The organism is Mycobacterium sp. MUNTM1 (genome assembly GCF_054660795.1).
On sequence record NZ_BAAGDE010000006.1, the window covers coordinates 147,511 to 159,446 of the forward strand.

Annotated in this window: 11 protein-coding genes; 5 read left to right on the plus strand and 6 right to left on the minus strand. The window is 69.2% G+C overall.

The window, feature by feature from the left end; genetic code table 11:
• Positions 1-36: 36 nt before the first annotated feature.
• Positions 37-468, minus strand: coding sequence for a lipoprotein LpqV (locus ACYQ8K_RS05635; protein WP_459967465.1), 432 nt, complete (start codon positions 466-468; stop codon positions 37-39).
• Positions 469-581: 113 nt separating this feature from the next.
• Between ACYQ8K_RS05635 and ACYQ8K_RS05640 the strand changes: the two genes are divergently transcribed.
• Both ACYQ8K_RS05640 and ACYQ8K_RS05645 read left to right on the plus strand, forming a co-directional pair.
• Positions 582-1,193, plus strand: a complete 612-nt coding sequence (locus ACYQ8K_RS05640) for a cupin domain-containing protein (RefSeq protein WP_459967466.1) — start codon at positions 582-584, stop codon at positions 1,191-1,193.
• Positions 1,190-1,627, plus strand: a complete 438-nt coding sequence (locus ACYQ8K_RS05645) for a rhodanese-like domain-containing protein (protein WP_459967467.1) — start codon at positions 1,190-1,192, stop codon at positions 1,625-1,627. The genes ACYQ8K_RS05640 and ACYQ8K_RS05645 overlap by 4 nt, the downstream gene beginning before the upstream one ends.
• Here the strand turns inward: ACYQ8K_RS05645 and ACYQ8K_RS05650 are convergent.
• From ACYQ8K_RS05650 to ACYQ8K_RS05660, 3 genes are read right to left on the minus strand one after another with little or no spacing between them, the layout of a single operon-like run.
• A complete protein-coding gene (locus ACYQ8K_RS05650; protein WP_459967468.1) occupies positions 1,624-3,414 on the minus strand; it encodes an alpha/beta hydrolase in 1,791 nt (596 codons plus the stop codon). The genes ACYQ8K_RS05645 and ACYQ8K_RS05650 overlap by 4 nt on opposite strands.
• Before the next feature lie 9 nt (positions 3,415-3,423).
• Complete coding sequence (locus ACYQ8K_RS05655; protein WP_459967469.1) at positions 3,424-4,206, minus strand: enoyl-CoA hydratase; 783 nt, start codon at positions 4,204-4,206, stop codon at positions 3,424-3,426.
• A 13-nt stretch (positions 4,207-4,219) separates the two neighbouring features.
• A complete protein-coding gene (locus ACYQ8K_RS05660; protein WP_459967470.1) occupies positions 4,220-5,266 on the minus strand; it encodes an enoyl-CoA hydratase/isomerase family protein in 1,047 nt (348 codons plus the stop codon).
• A gap of 225 nt (positions 5,267-5,491) precedes the next feature.
• Between ACYQ8K_RS05660 and ACYQ8K_RS05665 the strand changes: the two genes are divergently transcribed.
• The gene (locus tag ACYQ8K_RS05665) at positions 5,492-6,343 is read left to right on the plus strand and encodes a Bax inhibitor-1/YccA family protein (protein ID WP_459967471.1); all 852 of its coding nucleotides are present in this window, start codon (positions 5,492-5,494) and stop codon (positions 6,341-6,343) included.
• Positions 6,344-6,486: 143 nt separating this feature from the next.
• Here the strand turns inward: ACYQ8K_RS05665 and ACYQ8K_RS05670 are convergent, their stop codons facing one another.
• Positions 6,487-7,704 carry an acetyl-CoA C-acetyltransferase gene (locus ACYQ8K_RS05670; protein ID WP_064953992.1) on the minus strand — a complete coding sequence of 406 codons (1,218 nt, stop codon included), beginning with the start codon at positions 7,702-7,704 and terminating at the stop codon, positions 6,487-6,489.
• 93 nt (positions 7,705-7,797) lie between these two features.
• On the minus strand, positions 7,798-8,760 hold the full coding sequence (locus tag ACYQ8K_RS05675; protein ID WP_459967486.1) for an SGNH/GDSL hydrolase family protein: 963 nt from the start codon (positions 8,758-8,760) through the stop codon (positions 7,798-7,800).
• A 243-nt stretch (positions 8,761-9,003) separates the two neighbouring features.
• Between ACYQ8K_RS05675 and ACYQ8K_RS05680 the strand changes: the two genes are divergently transcribed.
• The gene (locus tag ACYQ8K_RS05680) at positions 9,004-10,071 is read left to right on the plus strand and encodes an alpha/beta hydrolase fold domain-containing protein (RefSeq protein ID WP_459967472.1); all 1,068 of its coding nucleotides are present in this window, start codon (positions 9,004-9,006) and stop codon (positions 10,069-10,071) included.
• A 55-nt stretch (positions 10,072-10,126) separates the two neighbouring features.
• Positions 10,127-11,533: a cystathionine beta-synthase gene (locus ACYQ8K_RS05685; protein WP_459967474.1), complete on the plus strand. Its 1,407-nt coding sequence runs from the start codon at positions 10,127-10,129 to the stop codon at positions 11,531-11,533.
• The last annotated feature ends 403 nt before the right edge of the window (positions 11,534-11,936 follow it).

Here is an 11,936-nt window from a genome sequence, read left to right on the forward strand (position 1 = left end):
AATTACGCGGCGGCGAAAAATCCCCGGGCCGTGGCGCTACCCGCATTCGTCGTTGGCGGCCGCCCGCGCGGCGACGATCACGGCGGCCTGGCGGGCCGGCGTCAACTTCGCCCACGGCGCGTTCCAGCTGCCCGCAGTGCCCGCGGGAGACGCCTGAACCATCGACAGATACGGCTCGAACAGCGACGCATCCGTCTTGGGCTGGGCGTCCATCCACTCTTTCGCGGCGTGACAGGCCTGGTAGTACTCCTCTTCGGTCGAATCCGCGGGGACGTCCACCCTGGTCGTCACGCCGGCGGGGGACAGGCCGACGGAGCCCGCGGGCGCCGGCCCCGGGCCGGAGGGGCCGCCGGATTGCCGCGCCGACGGGGACGAAGGGGCGCCGTGCGAGCACCCCGTGACCGCCAGGATGACGGCCGCGGCAACAGCCGCGCCCCACCGCCGGGACCGATCACCGCGCCAGCGCACCGTCTCAATCTATGCAACACTGGCGGCCGTGATGGAGCGCTTCGGATTTTGCGAGTGTTGTCGGCCGTAACACGCCGCCGCTTGTCCTGTCCGTTTCGCCCTGGAGCTCGTAAATGTCTGTGCCCGTCGCCGCCGCGACTGCCCCGCGCCCGCGCGTCCTCTCCGCCCCGTCCGCCGGCCCGACCCGGCTGCGAGTGCCCGATCTGCTCTACGCCACCGATCAGGCCGCCGACGATGTGCTCAGCGGGCGCTGCGACCACCTGTTGCCCGCGGGCGGCATACCCCGGTCGCGGCGCTGGTTCACCCGCATCCACGGCGACGAGGAACTCGACGTCTGGCTGATCAGCTGGGTGCCCGGCCAGCCGACCGAGCTGCACGACCACGGCGGGTCACTGGGCGCGCTGACCGTCATTTCCGGATCGCTGAACGAATACCGTTGGGACGGAAGGGATTTGCGACGACGCCGGCTGGACGCCGGCGACCAGGCCGGCTTTCCGTTGGGCTGGGTGCACGATGTGGTCTGGGCGCCGCGGCCGGTCACCGTGCCCGTGTCGCTGCCGGTCGCGGGGGCGCCGAACGTCGCAGCCGCGCCGGTGCAGCCGACCCTGAGCGTGCATGCCTACTCGCCGCCCCTGACGGCAATGTCGTACTACGAGATCACCGACCGCAAGACGTTGCGCCGCGAACGCACCGAACTGACCGACCAGCCGGAAGGATCGCCATGAGCCGTATCGACGTCGTCTTGAGGTCCGCCCGGCGCCGATATCGCCGCCTGCCCGCCGTCGAGGTGCCCGATGCGCTGCGGCGCGGCGCGGTGCTGGTCGACATCCGGCCGCAGGCCCAGCGCTTCCGCGAGGGCGAGGTGCCCGGGGCGCTGGTCATCGAACGCAACGTCCTGGAGTGGCGCTGCGATCCCACCAGCGAGGCCAGGCTGCCCGAGGCCGTCGGCGACGACGTCGAATGGGTGATCCTGTGTTCGGAGGGCTACACCTCCAGCCTGGCGGCGGCCGCGCTGCTGGACATCGGGCTGCACCGCGCCACCGACGTCATCGGCGGCTATCACGCGCTGGCCGGCGCCGGCGTGCTGAGCGAGCTGGCCGGGGGCCGGGTGGACCCGGCGTTCGCCGGCACGGGCGGCACCGCGCGCCGCTGGCTCTAAGTCGTCTCGTCGGAATGCAGCAGCGGACGCAGCTTCGCGGTCTTGTCCGGCGTCCAGCCGGGCGGTGGCAGCACCGCCGCCCAGCCGTCGGCGACGTCGGCGACGTAGTGGTGGCCATGACCGTCGGGCACGTCCACCGCCACCGCCATGTCCGCCGACACCTGCAGGAAGGTGACGACCGGGATCCAGCGGGTCTGCGGCAGCACGTCGTAGCCGCGCGGCTCGTTGAGCCAGTCGGGCTTGCTGAACAACAGGTCCGGCGTCCACCAGGCGATGGGGTCCGACGCGTGCTGCAGGTACACCACCCGCGGGTGATCCCACGGCGCGTTGGGACGCGTCAAATCCTTTGCGCGAGCGACGAATCGGACGTACCGACCGTCCTGGTAGATCGGTAACCACTCCGGCGATCCGTTGTCGCGCGTCGACGTCAGATCGGTCCAGATGGTGTTTTTGAAGGTCGGTCCGCTGAACAACGCCCCGTCGGTGCGGGCCAGCACGTTGTTCAGGCTCAGGAACGGCGCCTCGCCCCCGAACGATCCCAGGCTCTCGCCGAACACCACGAGCTTGGGCCGGCTGCCCTCGGGCATCTGGCGGATCAGCTTGTCGACGGCCTCGAAGAGCGCCTGCCCGGCGTGCCGGGCGTTTTCCTTGTCCACCAGGAACGACAGCCAGCTCGGCAGGAACGAATACTGCATGCTCACGATCGCGGTGTTGCCGTTGTACATGTATTCCAGCGCCGAGGCTTCCGCCTCGTTGATCCAGCCGGTGCCGGTGGTGGTGCCCACCGCGACGACGGCGCGCTGCAGGCCGCCCTCGCGCTGCAGTTCCCGGGCCGCCAGCTCCGCGGCCGCCGTGATGCCCTTCGACGAGTCCAACCCGGCGTAGGCGCGGATCGGCTCCGTGGCCGGGGACCCGTTGAACGCGGTCAGATCGGCGACCTTTGGACCGCCCTCGACGAAGATGCGGCCCTCGCGGCCCAGCGACTCCCACGACACCAGCGACTCCGGACCACCCGAGCGCAGCGGGGTCTTCGGGGGAGCGGTGTCGGGATTCATCTCCTCGTTGGCCGAGGCGAACGTGTTGTTCATGGTGCGCATCGCGAACTTGAGCACGACGCCGTTGAGCAGGGTGATGGTCAGGACCACCAGGGTGACGACCACGATGGTCGCCGAGAGTCGAAACGGTACGAACCGGTCCACTTGACCGACAAGGAATTTGACCAGCCAGCGGGTGAATTGACCCAGCTCGACCACCGTGAACAACACCACCAGGGACAGCACCGCGGCCAGCGGATAGTCGTACCACTTCAGGTGCTCCACGCCCATCAGGTCGCGCACGTCGTCCTGCCACACGTGAAACCAGATCGCCATGAGTATCTGGCCCAACACCCCGACCGGGATCAGCACCTTCCATGCCCAGGAGGGCGGCGGCGGGCTGTGATCCTTTTCCCGCATAAACCGCACCAGCCAGACCGAAAAGACGCCCAGCCCATAGCCGATGGCGCCGGAGAGCCCGCTGACCAGCCCCTGGAACAACGGACCGCGTGGCAGCAGCGACGGTGTCAGCGAAAGCCAGATGAAGATCACCCCGACCGCGGTGCCGGTGAACGTGTAATGCCGTACCCACCAGGGTTTTTCGGTCCACGGCAGGGTCGGGGCGGCGCGCCCGGCCCGCGACACGGGTGCCGGTTGCGGTGCGACGTCCGGCTTGGGCGTCGCGGACTCCTCGACGACGTCCGCCGGGCCTCGGTCTGCCTCGGTGGGCGGCGCGGAAACCGGTTCGCTCATGCAAGCGTCCTAGCGGTGGGTGAAGTTCGGCGGGCGCTTCTCGACGAAGGCCGCCATTCCTTCGGACTGATCCTCGGTTGCGAAAGTCGAGTGAAAGAGCCTGCGCTCGTAGAGAAGTCCCTCGGTAAGGGTGGATTCGAACGCGCGGTTGACGGCCTCTTTGGCCATCCGGGCAGCCGAGTGCGACATCTGCGAAATGGTGGTCGCGACGGCCTTGGCCTCGGTCAGCAGGTCGTCGGCCGGCACCACTCGCGAGACCAGGCCGCTTCGTTCGGCTTCTTCGGCGCCGATGGTCCGGCCGGTCAGGATGAGGTCCATGGCCTTGGCCTTGCCGATGGCGCGGGTCAGCCGCTGTGAGCCGCCCATCCCGGGCAGTACCCCGAGCTTGATCTCGGGCTGGCCGAATTTCGCTGTGTCGGCGGCGATCAGCACATCGCACATCATCGCCAGCTCGCAGCCGCCGCCCAGCGCGTGCCCGGCCACCGCGGCGATCGTCGGGGTGCGGACCGCGGCGAGCTTGCTCCAGGGGGCGAAGAAGTCGGCCCCGAAGGCGTCGGCGAACGTCAGCGCGACCATCTCCTTGATGTCGGCGCCGGCGGCGAACGCCTTGGCCGAGCCGGTGATGATGATCGCCCCGATGCCGGGATCGTCGTCGAAATCGGCCGCGGCGCTGGTGACTTCGTTCATCACTTGAGTGTTCAGGGCGTTGAGGGCCTTCGGCCGGTTCAGGGTGATGATGCCGACACGCTCTTCGCGCTCGACGAGGATGGTCTCGTAATTCGTGTCTGTCATCCAAACCGCCTTTCTAGAAACTCAAGTCGTCGTCGACCGGGGCGAAATACGCCTCGACGTCGGCCGCCGTGACCGCGGGCAGCTGCGCCGGCGACCATTGCGGATTGCGATCCTTGTCGATCAGCTGGGCGCGGATGCCCTCCACCAGGTCGTGTGAGCGCAGTGATGCCGACGACACCCGATAGTCCTGCACCAAAACGTCTTTCAATGTCGACAGCTTGGCGGCGCGGCGCACCGCCTCCAGCGTCACCGACAGCGCGATCGGGGAACGGGTCGCGATCAGGTCGGCAGCCTCGTTGGCCGGACCCGCCCCTTCTTTTTGGTGGCCGCGCAAACTGGCGACGATGTCCGCGACGGAGTCGCCGGCATAGCATTCGTCGATCCAGTCGCGTTGCGCGGCAAGGTCACTGGCCGGCGGTTCGGTCGCGTACTTGGCGAGTGCGTCCTGCACACCGTCGGAGACCACCGCGCGGCGGAACGCCTCGACGTCGCCGTGCGGCACGTAGTGGTCGGCGAAACCCATGGCGATGGCGTCGGCGCCGGAGAACGGCGCGCCGGTCAGCGCGGCGTGCAGACCCAGGCCGCCGGGAGCCCGAGACAGCAGATAGACACCGCCGACGTCGGGGATGAAGCCGATGCCGACCTCGGGCATGGCGATCTTGGAGGTATCGGTGACCACCCGGGTGTTCGCGTGCGCGCTGACGCCGACGCCGCCGCCCATCACGATGCCGTCCATCAACGCCACGTACGGCTTCGAGAACTCGGCGATCTGCGCGTTGAGCAGATACTCGTCACGCCAGAACCGTCGCGCCTCGAGCCCGTCCTTGCGCGCGCTGTGATAGATCGACACCACGTCGCCGCCGGCGCACAGCCCGCGTTCGCCGGCGCCGGACAGCACCACCGCACGCACCGCGTCGTCGCCCGCCCAGTCGGTGAGGATGGCGCTCAGCGCGTCGACCATCGGCTGATTCAGCGAGTTGATCGCCTTGGGGCGGTTGAGCGTGATCAAGCCGACGCTTCCCTCGACTTCGGTCAGAACCTCATCGGATTCGTCGGTCACGCCCTCGCCTCCCTTGACCCGGTTTAGGCCGGTCCAGCCTCGAGGAAGAAATCTAGATCGTCACGACCGGCGCGGTACCCGCGGGTAAGGGTTATCTTTAACGCGACGACAACGGCGGAGGCTATATACACCGGAAAACGCCCAGGTCCGCTGGGAACCAGGGTGCAACGCCGATCGTTGAGATTGTGTTCGCACAGCTCGAAGCCAATTAGAGAGGATCCGACGGTGCGGGAGACAAGCAACCCGGTATTTCGTTCTTTGCCTAAGCAGAGGGGCGGATACGCGCAATTCGGCACTGGCGCGCCCCCGATGCAGGGCTATGGGGCCGACCCCTACGCGGCTCCGTACCAGGCCCCGTACCAGGAGGCCAAAGCTTCGCGTCCGCTGACCATCGACGACGTCGTCACCAAGACCGGCATCACGCTGGCCGTGCTGGCGGTGTCCGCCGTGGTCTCCTACTTCCTGGTCGCCCGCGACGTCGCGCTGGCCATGCCGCTGGCCCTGATCGGCGGGCTGGGCGGCCTGGTCCTGGTGCTGGTGGCCACCTTCGGTCGCAAGCAGGACAACCCCGGCATCGTGCTGAGTTACGCCGTGCTCGAGGGTCTGGTCCTGGGCGCCATCTCGTTCGTCTTCGCCAACTTCTCGGTGTCGAACGCCAACGCCGGGGCGCTGATCGGCGAGGCGGTGCTGGGCACCTTCGGGGTGTTCTTCGGCATGCTCGTCGTCTACAAGACCGGCGCCATCCGGGTCACGCCCAAGTTCACCCGCATGCTGGTCGCCGCGATGTTCGGCGTGCTGGCCCTGATGCTCGGCAACTTCGTGCTGGCGATGTTCCACGTCAACGGCGGCACCGGCCTGGGCCTGCGCAGCGGCGGCACGGTGGCGATCATCTTCTCGCTGGTGTGCATCGCGATCGCGGCGTTCAGCTTCCTGATCGACTTCGACGCGGCAGACCAGATGGTCCGCGCCGGCGCGCCGGAGAAGGCGGCCTGGGGCATCGCGCTCGGCCTGACCGTGACGCTGGTCTGGCTGTACATCGAGATCCTGCGTCTGCTGAGTTATCTGCAGAACGACTAGCTCTGCCACAGAGAAAAACCGGCACGCCTGAGGGCGTGCCGGTTTTTTCGTCCGCGTCGAGGGTGTCGAGTGTGCACTGACGGCGGGCCCACCCGGCGTGTCGCCGCCATAGTTGCACGCCCGACGGCCGCCGCCCGAGTCGTCTAGCTCAGCCGCTCGATCACCATCGCCATGCCCTGGCCGCCGCCGACGCACATGGTCTCCAGACCGAACGTCTTGTCGTGCGTCTGCAGGTTGTTGAGCAGCGTCGTGGCGATGCGGGCGCCGGTCATGCCGAACGGGTGGCCCAGGGCGATCGCCCCACCGGACACGTTCAGCTTGTCCTCGTCGATGCCCAGCTCGCGCGCCGAGCCCAGCACCTGGACGGCGAACGCCTCGTTGATCTCGAAAAGGTCGATGTCGCTGACCGACAGCTTGGCGCGCGCCAGAGCCTTCTTGGTCGCCTCGATCGGGCCCAGGCCCATGATCTCGGGGGACAGGCCGCTGACCCCGGTAGACACGATGCGCGCCAGCGGCGTCAGGCCCAGCTCCTTGGCCTTGGTGTCGCTGGTGATCACCACCGCCGCGGCGCCGTCGTTGAGCGGGCACGCGTTGCCCGCGGTCACCGTGCCGTTGGGCCGGAACACCGGCTTGAGCTGGCTGATCTTCTCGTAGGTGGTGCCGGGACGCGGGCCGTCGTCGGTGCTCACGGTGGTGCCGTCGGGCAGGGTCACCGGGGTGATCTCGCGCTCGAAGAAGCCGCTCTTGATCGCTTCCTCGGCACGGTTCTGGCTGCGCACCCCCCAGTGGTCCTGGTCCTCGCGGCTGATGCCGGTCAGCAGCGCCACGTTTTCGGCCGTCTGCCCCATCGCGATGTAGACGTCGGGGATGTTGTCGTCGGCCCGGGGGTCGTGCCACTCCTCGGCGCCCTCGGCCGCGGCGGCCGAGCGCTCCTGGGCCTCACCGAACAGCGAGTTCTTGGTGTCCGGCCACGAGTCGGCGCTGCCCTTGGCGAAGCGGGACACGGTCTCCACACCCGCGGAGATGAAGGCGTCGCCCTCACCGGCCTTGATCGCGTGGAAGGCCATCCGCGAGGTCTGCAACGACGACGAGCAGTAGCGGTTGACGGTGGTGCCGGGCAGGAAGTCGAAGCCCAGTTCGACGGCGATGACGCGCGCCAGGTTGTAGCCGGATTCACCGGCCGGCTGGCCGCAGCCCAGGATCAGGTCGTCGATCTGATGCGGGTTCAGGGCGGGCACCTTGTCGAGCGCGGCGCGCACGATCTGGACGGTCAGGTCGTCGGGGCGCATGTTGACCAGCGACCCCTTCATCGCGCGGCCGATCGGCGAGCGAGCGGTTGAGACAATGACGGCTTCAGGCATGGTGGTTCCCTTCAGATCCCTGCAGATCCCACAGATGGGGCTGGCTCGCTTCGCCTTCGGGCGGTAGGTCCACCGCGACGGGCGAGAACAAATCTAGTCGCTGCCGACCTCGGGGCACGAAGACGGGGCAGGTCCGGGAGCCGGACGGCGCCACAACCGCGACATCACGCTGGTGCGGGTGTGCCGCTGCCCGAGCACCGGCGTCGCCGCCGGCACGGGCGAACTCGCCGGTGGGCGCTGCACCTCTTCGCCCAGCGCGTCGCAGAGGGCGAGCAGCAGCGCGTCGGCCGCGAGCGCGTAGGCCGGTGCCGAGGGGTGGTAGCCGTCGGCGGAGAACATGGCGTCGGGGGTGGCGCGGAATTGCGGCGCCATCAGCTGCGCCAAGGGCACCGGCACGCCGCCGGCCGACCGGACCGCCGCGGTCTGGGCGCGGGCAAGCTGCAGGCAACGCTCGTGCGCCAGCGAGCGCAGCGGTTGCGGAATGGCGCTGATGAACCCGAGATCGGGGCAGGTGCCGACGATCACCACGGCGCCGCGGGCGCGCAGCTTGCGGACGCTCATCCCCAGCCGCTGCGCCGACTGGCTGATGCCGTTCAGCGCGGTCACGTCGTTGGCGCCGACCATGATCACCGCGATGTCCGGCGGCGGGCCGGCCACGAACATCGCGTCGACCTGACCGCACACGCCCTTGGAGGTCGCGCCCACGATCGCCTTGGTGCTCAACCGGATTCGTTTGCCGGTCTGCTCGGCGAGGCCGCGCGCGATCCGTACCCCGGGCACTTCGTCGGCGCTCATGCAGCCGTAACCGGCGGCGGTCGAGTCACCGAAGATCATCAGGTGCTGGTCGACCGCCATGCCGCGGTGCCACCGTTCCACCGGGCCGCCGCCGCGCACGTACACGCCGTCCGCACGGGGCGGGATGTCCCAGGACTTGGGGATGATCGTGCGCGCGTGGGTGGCCTGGCCGACCAACAGACTGCGTGCCCCCAGGTAGGCGGTTCCTGTCGAGGCCAGCGCGCCCGCTGTGGCCAGGGCGATCGCCGAACGACGTGGCACCCGCATGGTCACGCCATCAAGTTTAAAGGGGCTGCGAGTTTCGCGCGGGTGGCTGGAAAACGAACTGATTACGGTGCGAAGCAAAACTGGTATCGAATCAGCTATTTCATACGTTGTACTAAGCAACGCCTGTCAAGCTGATGGCAAGGGGTTGGCTGAACGCTCTGGCAAACGGCTGAACCAGACGCTCAGTCTCCTCGTCACATGCTGTATCGCACTACAACGGCGTAGGAAGTGTTGAGCATGACTGCACCTAGTAAGGAATTGGGGTCTTCGGCAACTACCCTTCGGCCCCATGACGTCCTGAGAGCGCGTCGAGCCAAGGCACGCGAATTCGCGATCAGCGACGGAGCACCCGTCGAGGTCCTGGAATCCGGGCCTAGCGTCGCCGCCCGATTGGCGAACCTCACCTCGCGCCTGACCATCCGGCCGATCCTGTCCGTCGGCAGCCATGTCCCCAACCTGCCCTGGCCCTGGGGCCTCATCGACCTCACCGCCCGGGTGCTGATCCCGGCGTCGGCCACGGTCCGCGAGACCATCAAGCTGCCCCACGCGTCGGCGCAGCTGGTCCGCGCGCCCGGGGTGCTGCCCGCCGACGGCGGCCGCCGCGTGATCGTCTACCTCCACGGCGGCGCGTTTCTGACCTGTGGGGCGAACTCGCACGGACGGCTCGTCGAAGCCCTGTCCAAGTTCGCCGACTCGCCGATCCTGGTGGTCAATTACCGTCTGCTGCCCAAGAATTCGGTCGGGATGGCGCTCGACGACTGCCGCGACGCGTACCTGTGGCTGCGGCAGCGCGGGTACGAACCCGACCAGATCGTGCTGGCCGGTGACTCCGCCGGCGGCTACCTGGCGCTCACGCTGGCCCAGCGCCTGCAGGAGGAGGGGGAGGAGCCCGCTGCGCTGGTGGCGATCTCGCCCTTGCTGCAGCTGGCCAAGGAACCCAAGCAGGCCCACCCCAACATCGAGACGGATGCGATGTTCACGGCCGGGGCGTTCGATGCGCTCGCCGAACTGGTGGCCGGGGCGGCCCGGAAGAACATTGTCGACGGGAAGCCCGAAGAGATCTACGAACCGCTGGAACACATCAAGCCGGGCCTGCCGCGCACGCTGATCCACGTGTCGGGCTCCGAGGTGCTGTTGCACGACGCGCGGCTGGCGGCGAGCAGGCTGGCCGCGGTCGGCGTGCCGGCCGAGGTTCGGGTGTGGCCCGGGCAGATCCACGACTTCCAGCTGGCCGCGCCGATGGTCCCCGAGGCCATGCGCTCGCTGCGGCAGATCGGCGACTACATCCGCGAGGCCACCGGGTAGACGGGCGGAGAGTAGTAGTTGTGCGCCGCGCGAAACCGCCTGAGACGATGAACGTATGCGGATCGCGCAGCACATCAGTGACCTCATCGGCGGCACGCCGCTGGTGCGTCTGAATTCCGTCGTCCCCGACGGCGCCGGCATCGTGGCGGCCAAGGTCGAATACCTCAATCCCGGTGGCAGCTCGAAGGACCGGATCGCGGTGAAGATGATCGACGCCGCCGAGGCCAGCGGGCAGCTGCGGCCCGGCGGCACCATCGTCGAACCCACCTCGGGCAACACCGGCGTCGGGCTGGCCCTCGTCGCTCAGCACCGCGGCTACAAGTGCGTGTTCGTCTGCCCCGACAAGGTCAGCGAGGACAAGCGCAACGTGCTGATGGCCTACGGCGCCGAGGTCGTGGTGTGCCCGACGGCCGTGCCGCCCGAGCATCCGGACAGCTACTACAGCGTCTCCGACCGGCTGGTCACCGAGATCGACGGCGCCTGGAAGCCCGACCAGTACGCCAACCCGGAGGGCCCGGCCAGCCACTACGCCACCACCGGCCCGGAGATCTGGGCCGACACCGACGGCAAGGTCACCCACTTCGTCGCCGGCATCGGCACCGGCGGAACGATCACCGGCGCGGGCCGCTACCTCAAAGAGGTGTCGGGCGGCGCGGTGCGCATCATCGGCGCCGACCCCGAGGGGTCGGTGTATTCCGGCGGCACCGGCCGGCCTTATCTGGTGGAGGGCGTCGGTGAGGACTTCTGGCCGCAGGCCTATGACCGCACGGTGCCCGACGAGATCATCGCCGTCTCCGACTCCGACTCGTTCGACATGACCCGGCGGCTGGCCCGAGAGGAAGCGATGCTGGTCGGCGGGTCGTGCGGGATGGCGGTGGTCGCCGCGCTCAAGGTCGCCGAGCAGGCCGGGCCCGACTCGATCGTGGTGGTGCTGCTGCCCGACGGCGGGCGTGGCTACATGTCGAAGATCTTCAACGACGCGTGGATGTCGTCGTACGGGTTCCTGCGCAGCCGCCTCGACGGCTCCACCGAACAGTCCAGGGTCGGCGACGTGCTGCGCCGCAAGTCCGGGGAGCTGCCCGACCTGGTGCACACCCACCCGTCCGAGACCGTGCGCGACGCGATCGGGATCCTGCGCGAGTACGGGGTGTCGCAGATGCCGGTCGTCGGCGCCGAGCCGCCCGTGATGGCGGGGGAGGTCGCCGGCAGCGTCTCCGAGCGCGAACTGCTGTCGGCCGTCTTCGAGGGACGGGCCAAACTGGCCGACGCGGTCGCGCTGCACATGAGCCCGCCGCTGCCGATGATCGGCGCCGGCGAGTTGGTCAGCGCGGCCGGCAAGGCGTTGCGCGATTGGGACGCGCTGATGGTGGTCGAAGAAGGCAAACCGGTGGGCGTGATCACCCGGTATGACTTGCTGGGCTTCCTCTCCGACGGGCCGCGGGGCTTGTCCGGGCGCCGCTGATTGGCGGCGCCGCGCGTCTCGCCGGGGCGCGACGGGCTCGGGTACTGTTTCGGCTAGCCCAGCTAGGTTCCGCTGACCCGGAGTGGAAGGTTGCCCATGACCGATCAACCGCCGCCCGGCGGCGCTTACCCGCCACCTCCCTCGTCGCCCGGGCCCTCGGGCGGCCAGCAGGCGCCTCCGGGTGGCCAGCAGGTGCCGCCGCCTTCGGGTGGGCAGCAGGTGCCCGGCGGGTCCTATCCGCCGCCCCCGCCACCGCCGCCCGGCGGGTCGTACCCGCCGCCCCCGCCGTCGGGCCGCGGGGACGCGCCCCCGCCCCCCCGGGCGGCGGAACCGCCCGTGAGGGGGGGGGGCTGAACCGCCGGGGGGACCCGGGGGGGGGGGGCGGCGGGGGGGGGGGGGGGGG